This window comes from Streptomyces sp. NPDC089915, assembly GCF_040684675.1.
Taxonomy (GTDB): domain Bacteria; phylum Actinomycetota; class Actinomycetes; order Streptomycetales; family Streptomycetaceae; genus Streptomyces.
In genome coordinates this window covers 1-14458 of the sequence record NZ_JBFBGN010000075.1, presented here as the reverse complement: position 1 = coordinate 14458, position 14458 = coordinate 1, and the positions used below count along the sequence as shown (strand labels likewise).

General features: G+C 74.4%; 11 protein-coding genes. 4 read left to right on the top strand and 7 right to left on the bottom strand.

The annotated features are described in order from the left end of the window. The first annotated feature begins 19 nt into the window (after positions 1-19). Positions 20-979 (top strand): LysR substrate-binding domain-containing protein, encoded by a 960-nt coding sequence (locus tag AB0O29_RS21960; RefSeq protein ID WP_365153789.1) that lies wholly within the window; start codon positions 20-22, stop codon positions 977-979. A gap of 55 nt (positions 980-1034) precedes the next feature. Continuing rightward, complete coding sequence (locus tag AB0O29_RS21955) at positions 1035-2798, top strand: glycoside hydrolase family 3 N-terminal domain-containing protein (protein WP_365153818.1); 1764 nt, start codon at positions 1035-1037, stop codon at positions 2796-2798. A 45-nt stretch (positions 2799-2843) separates the two neighbouring features. Here AB0O29_RS21955 and AB0O29_RS21950 read toward each other — a convergent pair whose 3' ends face one another. Continuing rightward, positions 2844-4319: a S28 family serine protease gene (locus AB0O29_RS21950; protein WP_365153787.1), complete on the bottom strand. Its 1476-nt coding sequence runs from the start codon at positions 4317-4319 to the stop codon at positions 2844-2846. A gap of 86 nt (positions 4320-4405) precedes the next feature. After that, a complete protein-coding gene (locus AB0O29_RS21945) occupies positions 4406-4774 on the bottom strand; it encodes a hypothetical protein (RefSeq protein WP_365153785.1) in 369 nt (122 codons plus the stop codon). 155 nt (positions 4775-4929) lie between these two features. On the opposite strand from AB0O29_RS21945, the gene AB0O29_RS21940 reads away from it, so the two are divergent. Then, a complete protein-coding gene (locus tag AB0O29_RS21940; RefSeq protein ID WP_365153783.1) occupies positions 4930-5484 on the top strand; it encodes an EF-hand domain-containing protein in 555 nt (184 codons plus the stop codon). A gap of 55 nt (positions 5485-5539) precedes the next feature. Here AB0O29_RS21940 and AB0O29_RS21935 read toward each other — a convergent pair whose 3' ends face one another. The 5 genes from AB0O29_RS21935 to speB all read right to left on the bottom strand — a co-directional run bounded on the left by AB0O29_RS21935 (position 5540) and on the right by speB (position 12879). Beyond that, on the bottom strand, positions 5540-9331 hold the full coding sequence (locus tag AB0O29_RS21935; RefSeq protein ID WP_365153781.1) for an ABC transporter ATP-binding protein: 3792 nt from the start codon (positions 9329-9331) through the stop codon (positions 5540-5542). A 140-nt stretch (positions 9332-9471) separates the two neighbouring features. Further along, positions 9472-9903 (bottom strand): PIN domain nuclease, encoded by a 432-nt coding sequence (locus AB0O29_RS21930; RefSeq protein ID WP_365153779.1) that lies wholly within the window; start codon positions 9901-9903, stop codon positions 9472-9474. Beyond that, on the bottom strand, positions 9900-10109 hold the full coding sequence (locus AB0O29_RS21925) for a type II toxin-antitoxin system VapB family antitoxin (RefSeq protein ID WP_079427092.1): 210 nt from the start codon (positions 10107-10109) through the stop codon (positions 9900-9902). The genes AB0O29_RS21930 and AB0O29_RS21925 overlap by 4 nt, the downstream gene beginning before the upstream one ends. 62 nt (positions 10110-10171) lie before the next feature. After that, complete coding sequence (locus AB0O29_RS21920) at positions 10172-11860, bottom strand: thiamine pyrophosphate-binding protein (RefSeq protein WP_365153777.1); 1689 nt, start codon at positions 11858-11860, stop codon at positions 10172-10174. 50 nt (positions 11861-11910) lie between these two features. After that, complete coding sequence (speB, locus tag AB0O29_RS21915; protein ID WP_365153775.1) at positions 11911-12879, bottom strand: agmatinase; 969 nt, start codon at positions 12877-12879, stop codon at positions 11911-11913. Positions 12880-13007: 128 nt separating this feature from the next. Here speB and AB0O29_RS21910 point away from each other — a divergent pair. After that, positions 13008-14458: PucR family transcriptional regulator ligand-binding domain-containing protein (locus AB0O29_RS21910; RefSeq protein WP_365153773.1), on the top strand; the 1451-nt coding region annotated here is incomplete at its 3' end.

Here is a 14458-nt window from a genome sequence, read left to right as displayed (position 1 = left end):
GCGCCCCTACGATGGCCGGATGCTCGACCTGCCCCGGCTGCGCGCCCTGCACGCCGTCTCCGTCCACGGCTCCGTCGCCGCCGCGGCCGCCGCCCTCGGCTACACCCCCTCCGCCGTCTCCCAGCAGATCGGCAAACTGGAGCGGGAGACCCGCACCACCCTCCTGGAGCGGCGCGGACGCGGGGTCGCCCTCACCGAGGAGGCCCGCCATCTGGCGGAGACCGCCCAGGAGTTGCTGGCGATCGTCGAGCGGGCCGAGACCACCCTGGAGGAGCGGCGCGGCCGCCCCAGCGGGCTGCTGACGGTGGCCGCCTTCGCCTCGTCGGCGCGCGGACTGCTCCCGGGGGTCCTGGCCGACCTGGCCGCCCGCCATCCGGCGCTGGACGTACGCCTCACGGAGGTGGACCCGCACCTCTCGGTGGACCTGGTGGCCCGGGGCGTCACCGACCTGGCGGTGGCCCACGACTGGGACATCGCCCCGATGCCCGCCCCCGAGGGCGTGGAGCAGGCCCTGATCGGCCACGACCGCTGCGATCTGGTGGTCCCGGCCGGACACCCCTTCACCGCCCGGCGCCTCGTCCGGCGGGCGGACCTCGGCGGCCAGCGCTGGGTGTGCCAGCCCCCGGGACGGGTCTGCCACGACTGGCTGACGCGGACCCTGCGCACGGCCGGGTTCGAGCCGGACATCGCGCACATGGCCGAGGAGAACCACACCATCGTCGCCCTCGTCGCGGCCGGGCTCGGGATCGCGGTCGTGCCCCGGCTGGGCACCGGACCGCTGCCGCCCGGCGCGGTGGCCGTCCCCCTGGAGCCGGTCCCCGTCCGCCGGCTGTACGCCCTGTGGCGGACCGGCGCCGCCCGCCGCCCCGCGATCACCGAGACCGTCCGCACCCTGCGGGAGCACTGGCCGGCCGTGGCGGGCCTGCTTCCGGGGGACGGGCCGAGTGTCCCCGGGACGCGGGGCGCGGAGCGGGAGTAGGGTCCCGGGGGTGCCGTACCAAGCCTCCCGCCGGGCCCTGCTCGCCGCCGCGGCCATGGCCGCCGCCTCGGCCGCCGGCGCCGCCGCCTCCGCCACGGGCTCCCCCCGCACCCCCGACGACCCCCGCTCCCCCGAGGGCCCCCCGGCCCGCCGCCCGGACCGGACCCGGCTGCGCGCGCTGGTGGCCTCGATGGAGCTGCCCGAACTGGTGGGGCAGCTGTTCGTGTCGCGGGCGTACGGGCATTCGGCGACCGATCCCGACCCGGCCGACGCGGAGCTGAACCGGGCCCAGTTCGGCGTGCGCACCGCCGCCGAACTGGTGGCCCGCTACCACCTGGGCGGGATCGTCTACTTCGCCTGGGCGCACAACACCCGCTCCCCGCGCCAGATCGCCGCCCTCTCCAACGGCCTCCAGCGGGCCGCGGCCGGCTCCGGCGCCGGGATCCCGCTGCTGCTCTCCGTCGACCAGGAACACGGCGCCGTCGCCCGGATCGGCCGCCCCGCGACCCTGCTGCCCGGGGCGATGGCGCTGGGTGCGGGCGGCTCCGCCGCCGACGCCCGCCGGGCGGCCCGGGTGGCGGGGGCCGAGCTGGCCGCGATGGGCGTCCGGCAGGACTACGCGCCGGTGGCCGACGTCAACGTGAACCCGGCCAATCCGGTGATCGGCGTCCGCTCCTTCGGCTCCGACCCGGACGCGGTGGCGGAGCTGGCCGCCGCCCAGGTGCGCGGCTACCAGGGGGCGGGGGTGGCCGCGACGGCGAAGCACTTCCCGGGGCACGGGGACACCGAGACCGACAGCCACATCGGGCTGCCGGTGATGCGGCACAGCCGCGCGCAGTGGGAGGAGCTGGACGAGCCGCCGTTCCGGGCGGCGGTGGAGGCGGGCGCGAACGTGGTGATGACGGCGCACATCGTCTTCCCCGCGCTCGACCCCTCGGGGGACCCGGCGACCCTCTCGCGGCCGATCGTGACGGGCATCCTGCGCGAACGCCTCGGCTTCCGGGGGGTGGTGGTGACCGACGCCCTGGACATGGCCGGGGTCCGCCAGAAGTACGGGGACGACCGGGTGCCGGTCCTGGCCCTCAAGGCGGGCTGCGACCAGCTGCTGAACGCGCCCGACCTGGGGCTGGCGTACCGCAGCGTGCTGGCGGCCGTCGGTTCGGGCGAGCTCACCCGGGAGCGGGTCGAGGAGTCGGTGCTGCGGATCCTGGAGGTCAAGGCCCGCCGGGGCCTGTTCGAGGACCCGTACGCCGACGAGGAGCGGGTGGACGCGCTGGTGGGCACCCGGGAGCACCTGGCGGCGGCCGACGCGGTCGCCGCCGGGACGACCACGCTGCTGGCCAACCCGCGCGGGCTGCTGCCCCTGGACGCGTCGGCGGCGCCCCGGCTGCTGGTGACGGGGGCGGACCCGGCCTCCCCCACGGGTACGACGGGACCCCCGACGACGGTCCTGGCGCGGGAGCTGACGGCCCTGGGCTGCCGGGCGCAGGCCCTGCCGCCGGAGCGGGCGGTGGCGGCCGCGCCGGGCAACGCGGCGGTGCTGGTGTGCACGTACAACGTCCCGGAGGGGGAGAGCCCGCAGCGGACGCTGGTGGCGGACCTGGTCGCGACGGGGGTGCCGGTGGTGCTGGTGGCGGTCCGCAACCCGTACGACCCGGCCCGGCTGCCCGCGTGCGCGGCGGAGCTGGCCACCTACACCTGGACGGACGTGGAACTGCGGGCGGCGGCCCGGGTGCTGACGGGCGCGGAGCGGCCGTCGGGCCGCCTGCCCGTCCCGGTCCCGGGCCGCTACCCGCTGGGCCACGGGCTGGAGTACTGAGGCACTCCGGCCCGCGGCCCGGCGGGGCCGCCGGGCGGACGTCCGCTACGGCCTCAGCGAGTCGCGGCGCAGGTCGGTCCGGTCGAGCTCCGGGTCCGGGGCGGCCAGCGGGGCGGCCTGCGGGGCGGCGGTCTTCTGCGTGCCGAACACGTTCGCGGCGGGGGCCACTCCGGCCCACTGCAGGATCCGCGCGGTGGCCAGGGCCTTCTCGCCGTCCTGGAGCTTGGCGACGTTGGCCCCGTGGTTGGCGCCGGGGGCGGTCATCACGTAGCTGTCGGTCGCCCCGTACCCGATGTGGAAGGGCTCGGCGCCCCACGGGTCGTTCTGCCCGTACACGAACAGCATCTGGTGGGCGTTGTTCCGCACCCAGTTGTCCACGTCCGCCATGGCCCCGGGCTGGAAGGCCATGGGGATGTCGCGCGGCACGAAGCTGCGCGGCGGCTGGTAGCCGTAGCGGGTCAGGTCCTTCAGCCAGGGCTGCTTGATGTCGGGCGAGCCGAGCTGGGTGCCGGCCTGGTAGTAGTACGGCGTGAACGTCTCCAGGCCCTGGTCGGCGTAGGCCGAGAAGCCGGAGATGGTGTCGACGCTGTCCCAGATCTGCTGGTCGGTCGCGGTCTTGGCGTCCGGGATCGCGGCGCAGTCGGAGAGCAGGCTGTACTGCCAGAAGGCCCAGGTGTAGTCGAGGACGACGGCCTCGAAGGCCTTGTCCAGGCTGCCGACGGTGTTGAAGGTCCAGCCGTTGGCGGCGGCGGCCTCCTTGTACTTGGCCTCCAGCGGCTCGCGGCGGATGAGGGCCTCGCGCTGGACGCCGGCCAGCTTGTCGCGGCACTCCTTGGTGCCGACCTTGGAGAGGAAGCGGTCGTAGGCCGAGTCCTCCTTGTTGACGACGTCGTTGGGCGCGACGTAGGCGACGACCCCGTCCATGTCGCGCGGGTAGAAGCGCTCGAAGTACGTCGCCGTCATACCGCCCTTGCTGCCGCCGGTGGCGAGCCAGTTCTTGGTGTAGATCTTCTTCAGGGCGGTGAAGATCCGGTGCTGGTCGCTGGCCGCCTGCCAGATGTCGAGCTTCGACCAGTCCGCCGGGTCGGGGCGGGACGGGTTGAAGAATCGATACTCCATGGACACCTGGTTGCCGTCGACTATGGTCGTCGGCTCGGCGCGGCGCGGGCTGGTGTTGACGTTGTAGCCGGAGGTGTAGAACACCGTCGGCCGGGACTCGTCCTTGTGCAGCAGGGTGATGCGCTGCTTGAAGGTGCCCTTCCACGGCTGCCGGTGGTCGATCGGCTGCTCGTAGTTCAGCACGAAGAACCGGTAGCCGGGGTAGGGCTTCTCCTCGATCAGGCTCATGCCCGGGATGGCGAGGATCCGGTCCTTGATGTCCGCGGTGGTGCCCTGCCCGGCGGTGGTCGGCGCGGCGGCGGCCGGCTCTGCGGCGGTGGCCGCCTGAGCCGTCAGACCGGTCGTACCGAGGGCGCCGATGAGCACCGTGAGCGGCAGCAGCCGGCCAAGCGTCTTGCGCATGCACTCTCCCCATTCAGTCCACTGGTGGTCGCCGTGAACCTAGCGGGGCCAACAGGGCCGTGAACAGTACCGGTTGGGCCGCTGCGTCAGCACAGGATCCAGCCGGATTCCACGGATCCGGCCGCCACACTCCCCCTTACATACACACATCGGCTGATCGCACCGACGGTGACGGGGCCCGCGTAGCGGGTGAATTGCCCCGCATCGCCCACGGGGACCCCGCCGCGCGGCTGGACGCTCACCGCCAGGTGGCGGCGCTCCCCCGGGTTCAGGGCCACGTTCACCGCGCAGACCTGGGTGCGGCTCTTGTACACGCGCACCTCGGCGCCCGGCAGCGGGAGCGTCCTGACCAGGTCGCCCGGACAGTTCCCGGTCGCGGCCGCCGCCGGGGGCGCCGCCGCGAAGATCCCGGCCGCGGCCAGCCACAGCGCCGCCCCGAACACCGCCGGGGACACGCCCCGCCCCCGCGCCTTCCACCCCTGAGACACCCTGACCCCCCGATCCGTCGTACGTAACACGTACTGACGTACGACGCGCAGGACCTCCGGAAGGTTGCACTACTCTAGGCGACCGACCGCATGCTCAACGTAGCCACGAAAGGCGTCCTCCCATGACGACCGACCTGCTCGACCGGAAGCTGGAGCGCGCGTTCGCGCACCTGGACGCGGACGACAACGGCGTGATCGACGAGAAGGACATGATCGCGCTCGGCTCCCGGCTGCTGACGGCGCTGGCCGAGCCCGCCGACTCCCCCAAGGCGGCCGAGGTGTTCCGCGGGCTCACCGACTTCTGGGTGGACCTCTTCAACGAGCTGGGCGTGGGCCAGGACCAGAAGCTGACCCCCGGCCAGTACCGGGACGGGATGACCCGCCTCTACAAGGACGGCGGCCCGGCGTACGAGAAGTCCTTCCGGCCGATGATGAAGGCGATCCTCACGGTCGTCGACACCAACGGGGACGGGCACATCAGCCCCGAGGAGTTCCACACGGCGCAGCTGGCCTTCGACACCCGGCTGGAGCCGGCCGACGCCGACGTCCTCTTCGCGCGGATCGACAAGAACCACGACGGGTACCTGTCGGTGGACGAGCTCCTCGACGCGGTCCGCGAGTACTACACCGGTGACGACGAGGACGCCCCGGGCAATCTGCTCTTCGGCGAGCTCTGATACCCGGGGCGTACTCCTGGGGCGTACGCCTGGGGCGTACTCCTGAGGGGCTCCGCTACGCGGCCGCGGCCGGCTCGTCCTCGCCGATGAAGGTCCGCCACAGCACGGCGTAGCGGCCTCCCCTGGCCAGCAGCTCGGCGTGGCTGCCGTCCTCGACGACCTGGCCGCGGTCCATGACCACCACCCGGTCCGCGCGGGCGGCGGTGGTCAGCCGGTGGGCCACCACCAGGGTGGTGCGCTTGCCCGCGAGCCGGTCGGTGGCCTGGTTGACCTGCGCCTCCGTGGCCAGGTCCAGGGCCGCGGTGGCCTCGTCGAGGAGCAGCACGTCGGGGTCGACGAGCTCCGCGCGGGCCAGGGCGATCAGCTGGCGCTGGCCCGCGGAGAGGTTGCGGCCGCGCTCGGTGACGGTGTGGAGGTAGCCGCCGTCGAGGGTGGCGATCATCTCGTGGGCGCCGACCGCGCGGGCGGCCGCCTCCACCTCGGCGTCGGACGCCCCGGGCCGCCCGTAGGCGATGGCGTCGCGGACGGTCCCCGGGAAGAGGTACGACTCCTGGGGGACGACCCCCAGCCGGTGGCGGTACGCCGTCAGGTCGAGCTCCCGCAGGTCGGTGCCGTCGGCGGTGACCCGGCCCGAGGTCGGGTCGTAGAACCGGGCCACCATCTTGACCAGCGTGGACTTCCCGGCGCCGGTCTCGCCGACGAAGGCGACGGTCTGCCCGGCGGGTATCCGCAGGCTGATGCCGCCCAGCGCCTCGCCCTTCTCGCCGCGCTCCTCGGCGGTGGCGTACGCGAAGCGCACGTCCTCGAAGGCGATCTCGCCGCGCAGGGCGGTGACCTCGCGGGGCTCGGCCGGGGCCGGGGTGGTGGTGGGCTCGCGCAGCAGGCCCTGGATGCGGCCGAGGGAGACGGTGGCCTGCTGGTAGCCGTCGAAGACCTGGGAGAGCTGCTGGACCGGGGCGAAGAACAGGTCGATGTAGAGCAGGTAGGCGACCAGCGCGCCGGTGGTCAGGGTGGCGGCCTCGACCCGGCCCGCGCCGACGATCAGCACGGCCGCCGCCGCGCCCGAGGACAGCAGCTGGACGAAGGGGAAGTAGACCGATATCAGCCACTGGCCGCGCACCCGCGCCTGCCGGTAGGAGTCGCTGCGCTCGGCGAAGCGCTCGGCCCCGGAGTGCTGGCGGCGGAAGGCCTGCACCAGGCGCAGTCCGGCGACGGACTCCTGGAGGTCGGCGTTGACCAGGCCGACCCGGTCGCGGGCGAGCTCGTACGCGGCGACCGACTTGCGGCGGAAGACGACCGTGGCGAGGACCAGCACGGGCAGGGTCGCGAAGACGATCAGCGCGAGTTCGACGTCGAGGACGAGCAGGGCGACCAGGATGCCGAAGAAGGTGAGGACGGAGACGACGGCGGTGACCAGCCCGGTCTGCAGGAAGCTGGACAGGGAGTCCACGTCGGTGGTCATCCTGGTCATGATCTTGCCGGTGAGCTCGCGCTCGTAGTAGTCCAGGCCGAGGCGCTGGAGCTGGGCGAAGATCTTGACGCGGAGGGCGTAGAGCACGCGCTCGCCGGTGCGGCCGGTCATCCGGGTCTCGGCGAACTGGGCGGCCCACTGGGCGAGCACGAGGACCAGTGCGAGGCCGGCGGCGGCCCACACCGCTCCCAGGGCGGCCTTCTCGACACCCTGGTCGATGCCGTGCCGGATCAGCACGGGCAGGAGCAGGCCGGCGCCCGCGTCGAGGGCGACGAGGCCGAGGCTGACGGCGAGCACGCCCCAGAAGCCGCGCAGCAGGCGGCGCAGTCCGTAGCCGTCCTCGGGGGCGGCGGCCCGGTCCTCGTCCACCTGCGGCCGGTCGTCGACGGGCGGCAGGGCGGCGACCTGGGCGAGCAGTTCGGGGGTGGCACCGGGCAGGCCGGGGGCCGTCCCGGGCGCGCCCGCGTTCTCCTCGCGGCGCCGCCACAGCTCGGGGGTGACCCCGTCGGCCACCCGCCGCTTGGCGTTGACCGGCTCGGAGTCGATCTCGGCCTCCAGCTCGATGTCCCGTTCGAGGTCGCGCTCGACGTCGCGTTCGAACTCGGTCATGGAGGGGGCGTCGGGGGTGCGCGGGGAGCCGGCGCCGAGGGCCTCGGGGTCGGTCAGCAGGCGGCGGTAGAGGGCGGAGCGGCGCTCCAGTTCCTCGTGGGTGCCGAGGTCGGCGAGCCGCCCGCCGTCGAGTACGGCGATCCGGTCGGCGAGGGCGAGGGTGGAGCGGCGGTGGGCGATCAGCAGGGTGGTCCGGCCGGCCATCACGGCGCGCAGCGCCTCGTGGATCTCGTGCTCGACGCGGGCGTCGACGGCGGAGGTGGCGTCGTCGAGGAGGAGGAGCCGGGGGTCGGTGAGGAGGGCGCGGGCGAGCGCGATGCGCTGGCGCTGGCCGCCGGAGAGGGTCAGGCCCTGTTCGCCGACCTTGGTGTCGTAGCCGGTGGGGAGGGCCAGGATGAACGATTCCGCCTGGGCCGCGCGGGCGGCCGCGCGTATCTCCTCCTCGGTGGCGTCCGGACGGCCGTAGGCCAGGTTGGCCCGGATGGTGTCGGAGAAGAGGAAGGAGTCCTCGGGGACCAGGCCGATGGCGGCGCGCAGGGAGTCGTACGTCAGCTCGCGCACGTCGTGGCCGCCGACGCGGACGGTGCCGTGGTCGGCGTCGTAGAACCGGGGCAGGAGCAGCGAGACGGTGGACTTGCCGGAGCCGGAGGCCCCGACGACGGCGACGGTCTCGCCCTCGGCGACGGCGAGCGAGAACCCGTCGAGGACGGGCCGCTCGGGATCGTAGCCGAAGCGGACGTCCTCGAACTCGACGGTGGCGGGGGCGTCGGCGGGCAGCTCCCGCGTCCCCTCCCGGATCACCGGTTCGGTGTCGATGAGCTCGAAGACCCGCTCCACGCCGGCCCGGGCCTGCTGGCCGACGGTGAGCACCATGGCGAGCATGCGGACGGGGCCGACCAGCTGCGCGAGGTAGGTGGAGAAGGCGACGAAGGTGCCGAGGGTGATGTGCCCCTGGGTGGCCAGCCAGCCGCCGAGGGCCAGCATGGCGACCTGGCCGAGCGCGGGGACGGCCTGGAGGGCGGGGGTGTAGCGGGAGTTGAGCCGGATGGCGCGGATCCGCCCGCCGAAGAGCCGGCGGCCGGCCGCGCGGAGCTTGTCGGTCTCCTGCTCCTCCTGCCCGAACCCCTTGACCACGCGGACGCCGGTGACGGCCCCGTCGACGACGGTGGCGACGGCGGCGGCCTGGCCCTGGGCGTACCAGGTGGCGGGGAAGAGCTTCTTGCGGCTGCGCTTGGCGATGAACCAGAGGGCGGGGGCCATCAGCAGCGCGACCACGGTCAGCAGCGGCGACAGCCAGACCATGACGGCCAGGGATATGCCGAAGAGCAGGAAGTTGCCGATGGTCATCGGCAGCATGAAGAGCAGGCCCTGGATCAGCTGGAGGTCGCTGGTGGCCCGCCCGACGACCTGCCCGGTCGACAGCTCGTCCTGCCGCCGCCCGTCCAGGCGGGCGATGGTGGCGTACATGTCGGTGCGCAGGTCGTGCTGCACGTCGAGGGCGAGGCGGCCGCCGTAGTAGCGGCGCACGTAGGTGGCGGCGTAGACGAGCAGGGCGGCGCCTATGAGGAGTCCGGCCCAGGGGCCCATCTCCTTGGTCCCGTCGCCGATGACGTCGTCGATGATGACGCGGGTGACGAGCGGGACGAGCGCCATGACGGCCATGCCGGCCAGTGAGGAGCCGAGCGCGAGCAGCACGTTGAGCCTGTACCGCCAGGTGTAGGCGGCCAGCCGCCTGCCCCAGCCCTGTTTCTCTCCTGCCGCCGTCACGTGGGTGCCTCCCCGTAGGTCCTGTCCTGCCGAGACCCCCAACGCTCCGACCGGCGGATTTCATCCCGCCGCAACATTTCGAACATGCGCGTACGGCGCCTCCGGCGCACGCGGGGAGCGGCCGGACGGGTCAGGTCGGGTCAGGCCGTGCCGGGGGCTCCCGGGCGCCCCACCCAGACGACCGGCTGGCCCGTGACGCGGGCGATCGTCTCGAAGTCCTTGTCGTGGTGGAGCAGGGTCAGACCGGCCAGCTCGGCGGTGGCCGCCACCATGAGGTCGACGGGTCCCGCACTGCGGTGCTCGCCCCGGTCGGTGAGCATCCGCTGCACGGACCGGGCACGCTGGTACACGCCGTCGGGGACGGGGACCCGGTTGAACAGCTCCGCGAGCAGGTCTTCCTTGTCCAGCCGGTCGGCCAGGGAGCGCGCCGAGTAGAGGATCTCCAGCTCGGTGACCTCGCAGATGCCGATCACGCCTTCGACGAGGTGGCGGCTGAGGGGCTTGCGCACGGCCGGGTCGGTCAGGATCCGGGCCACGGCCGACGTGTCGATGAGATGGGTGACCGGGCTCACCGCCGGTAGTTCTCCTTGTCCAGGAGGAGGTCGAAGTCCCCGCGTTCACCCATCTGGGCGAGCCGCTCCAAGGCACGGAGTCGGCGGTGCCGCTTCGCGACTTCGAGCAGCGCCGCGTTGACCGTGTCCTTCTTCGTCTTGGTGCCCAGTATCGACGCGGCCTCGGCCAGCGCTTCGTCGTCGACGTCGACGTAGAGGTTCGACATATATGCCTCCTAGGCTCGGCGCATATGAAGCATAGGCCGAAGCGGCCCGGAGCGCCCCCTCTCTAGCCCAGGTGGGTCGGGGCGAACATCTTCAGGGTGGCCGGGAGGACGAGGAGTGAGGGGCCCGGGGTGGCGAGCGACTTGGCCAGGTCCTCGCGGAGGGTGGCCGGGGTGGTGGTGGCCGCCGGGACGCCGAAGGAGGCGGCCAGGGCGGTGAAGTCGGGGCGGGTGAGCTCGGTGCCGGCCGTGCGGCCGTCGAAGGCGTCCGTCATGTACTCGCGCAGGATCCCGTAGCCGCCGTCGTCGACGATCAGCCAGGTGACGTCGAGGTCGTACTGCTTCGCGGTGGCCAGCTCGGCGACGGAGTACATGGCGCCGCCGTCGCCGGAGACCGCCAGGACCGGGGTGCCCGGCTCGGCGAGCGCGGCTCCGAGGGCGGCGGGGAAGGCGTAGCCGAGGCCGCCGGCGCCCTGGGCCGAGTGCATGGTGTTGGGGTGCCGGGCGTCGAAGGCGGACCAGGCCCAGTAGGCCAGGATCGTCATGTCCCAGAAGGACGGGGAGCGGGCCGGGAGGGCGGAGCGGATCGAGGCCAGGAGCTCCTGCTCCAGGGTGAGGTCCTGGGCGGCCAGGCGGGCGGCGACGGCATCCAGGACCGCGCGGACCCGGGCGGGGGCGTCCGCGTCCTCGCGCGGTTCGACGGTCTCCAGGAGGGCCTGGAGGGCCAGGCGGGCGTCCGCGTGGATGCCGAGCGCCGGGTGGTTGGACTCCAGCTTGCCGAGGTCGGCCTCGATCTGGACGACCCGGCCCGTGGGGAAGAACGTGTGGTAGTTGGAGCTGAGTTCCCCCAGGCCCGAACCCACGACGAGGAGGACGTCGGCGTCCTCCAGGAAGTCGGTCATGTGGCGGTCCTCCAGCCAGGACTGGAGGGAGAGCGGGTGCGTCCAGGGGAAGGCGCCCTTGCCGCCGAAGGTGGTGACCACGGGGGCGTTCAGCCGCTCCGCGAGCTGCCTGAGCTTGCCCGCCGCATCGGCGCGGACCACACCGCCGCCCGCGATGATCACCGGCCGGGAGGCCCGGCTCAGCCAGTGCGCCGCGACCGCCGTCAGCTCGGGGCGCGGGGCCAGTTCGTGCGGGCTCGCGTCCATGCCCGTGACCTGCGGGATCACCGTCTCGGCGCGGAGCACGTCCTCGGGGATCTCCACCCAGACGGGCCCGTGCGGGGCGGTGAGGGCCGACTCCCAGGCCTCGGCGACGACCGAGGGGATCTGGGAGGGGGTGCGGGCGATGTGCACGGACTTCACCACGTCGCGGAAGGACGCGGACTGCTCGCGCAGCTCGTGCAGGTGGCCGCGCCGTCCCCCGCCCAGGCCCGCGGAGGGGACCTGGGAGGAGAGGGCGAGGACGGGGGCCGAGGCGGCCGCCGCCTCCGCGAGGGCCGGCAGGGACATGAGCGCCCCGGGGCCCGTGGACAGCAGCAGCGGGACCGCCTCGCCCGTGAGGCGGCCGTACGCGTCGGCGGCGAAGCCCGCGTTGTTCTCCGTCCGCAGGCCGACCAGGCGCAGGTCCGAGCGGCCGACGGCGTCGAAGAGGGCCAGCGCGTGCTGCCCCGGCAGACCGAAGACGGTCGTGGCGCCGAGGCCGCGCAGCGTCTCCACGACCAGGTCCCCGCCCGTGCGGCCCGGCGGCGGGGCCAGGGCGGCCGCCGTCTGCGCCTCGGTGGGACGGAGAACCAGGTCGTGGTCGTGCGTCACGTGCTTGCGTGCCCTTCGTGCGGTGCCGCCGGGCCTCGCCTCGCCGGGTGTTACTTCGCCTTCGAGGCGGCGATCTGGCGGCTCATGATCGTGGTGAGCTCGTACGCGGTGTGCGAGGCCGCGACCGAGGTGATCTCGGCGTGATCGTACGCCGGGGCGACCTCGACCACGTCGGCGGAAACGAGGTTGCAGGAGGACAGGCCGCGGATGATCTCCAGCAGCTCGCGGGAGGTCATGCCGCCCGCCTCCGGCGTGCCGGTGCCGGGCGCGTGGGCCGGGTCCAGGACGTCGATGTCGATGGAGATGTACAGCGGGCGGTCGCCGATGCGCTGGCGCAGCTGGTCGGCGATCTCGTCGGCGCCGCGGCGGTAGACGTCCGCCGAGGTCACGATGCCGAAGCCCATCTTGGCGTCGTCGTCGAGGTCCTGCTTGCCGTAGAGCGGGCCGCGGGTGCCGACGTGGGAGAGGGCCTCGGTGTCGAGGATGCCCTCCTCGACGGCGCGGCGGAACGGGGTGCCGTGGGTGTACTCGGCGCCGAAGTAGGTGTCCCAGGTGTCCAGGTGGGCGTCGAAGTGCAGCAGGGCGACCGGGCCGTGCTTCTTGGCGACCGAGCGCAGCAGGGGCAGGGCGATGGTGTGGTCGCCGCCGAGGGTCATCAGGCGGGAGCCGTTGCCGAGGAGCTCGTCGGCGGCGGCCTCGACCGTCTCGACGGCCTCGTTGATGTTGAAGGGGTTCACCGCGATGTCACCGGCGTCGGCGACCTGCGCGAGGGCGAACGGGGAGGCGTCCTGCGCCGGGTTGTACGGGCGCAGCAGGCGCGAGGCCTCGCGGATGGCGTTGCCGCCGAAGCGGGCGCCGGGGCGGTAGGAGACACCGGAGTCGAAGGGCACACCGACGACGGCGACGTCGGCGGAGCCGACCTCGTCCAGGCGGGGCAGGCGGGCGAAGGTCGCCGGGCCCGCGTAGCGCGGGATGCGGGAGGAGTCGACGGGGCCGCGCGGGCTCTGCTCGGTGCTCATGGGGGGTGCCCTTCTGGTGGTCCTGCGGTGTTCCTGCTGTGTGCGGTCCTTCGAGCGTAAGCGTGCCGCGCGGGGGTGGGGAGGGTACGTTTCATCCATCTGGCCGCGCTGAAATGTATGGAGTATCCATGTCCGACCTCTCGGCGCCCGGCACCGGACCGCAGGCGGCGTCCTCGGCCCCCGCCGGGGAACCGATGACACCGCCCGTGGGGCTGGCGGGGCTGCTCGGGGAGCAGGGGCTCGGGCTGCGGCACCTGGCCGGGCCGGCGGTGGCGGAGGTGCACGGGGTGCACGCCTCCGAGATGGCGGACCCGTCGCCGTACCTGCTGGGCGGCGAGCTGCTGCTGACGGCCGGGTCCGCGCTGGCGGAGGCCGGGGCCGCCGCCTACGTGGACCGGCTCGCCCGCGCCGGGGCCGCCGCGCTCGGCTTCGGCGTGACCCCGGTGCACGAGGTGGTGCCGGCCGGTCTGGCCGAGGCGTGCGAGCGGTACGGGCTGCCGCTGGTGGAGGTCCCGCCGGGGACCCCCTTCACGGCGGTCGCCCGCACGGTGTGGCGGCTGATGGCGGAGGCCCGCACGCGCGAGCTCCGCCGCGTCACCGAGGCCCAGCAGTCCCTGGCCTCGGCGGCCGCCCGCCCGGACCCGGTCCCGGCGGTCCTGTCCCGCCTGGCGACGGCGCTGGGCGGCTGGGCGGCGCTGTGGGAGCCGGGGCCGCCGGGTGCGGCGGGGCCGGGGGGCGCGGCCGGCGGGGAGTGGCCCGGCGCGGCGGGGCAGGGCCCCCGCCCTGCGGGTGCCGCCGCCGACACGGCCCCTGGGTCCGGGCCGTCGGCGGATCGGCGCAGGGCTGCCGGGACGGGCACGACCGTCGAGACCGGCACGGGCGGCGATGCCGCAGCCGCGTCGGCTTCCGGGATCCGGCCGGTCAGGGCGACCGCCGGGGTGGAGCCCGGCGACGAAGTGCGGGGGGCGCTGGCCGGGCTGGCGCTGCGGGTGGCTCCGGGGGGCGCGGCCACCGCCACCGACAGCCTGGGCGGCACCCAGCTGGCCGCCTACGCGGTCGGCGGCGGGCAGGTGCTGGTCCTGGCCACCCCGGGGCGGGCCCCCGGCGACCACACCATCGCCTCGGTCGCCGCCGTCCTGCTGAGCCTGCTCACCGCGAGCCGCCCGGCCGGCGCGGAGGCGGCCGCGCTGACCCGCCTCCTGCTGGACGGCGACCCGGCGGCCGCCCTCGCCCCGGGCCCCTGGTACGCCGTCCGCGCCCGGGGCGGCGGCGACCCGCACGCCCTGGCGACGGCGCTGGGCACCGTACTGCTGGACCCGCGCGGGGACGGCGTACGCCTGCTCACCGACCGGGAGCCCGGCCCGCAGCCGGGGTGGCGGCTCGGGGTCAGCGCCCCGGCCGGGCCGGTGGAGCTGTCCGCGGCCGACGCCCAGGCCTCGGCGCGGGCCAGGGCCCGGCGGGCCTGGGCGTCGGCCGCGGACAGATGGGCCCCGGCCAGGCGGGCCGCGTCCACGGATTCCAGGACCGAGGCCCCGAACCCGCCGGTGGTGACGGCCAGGAGCAGCGCGATGAGCGGCAG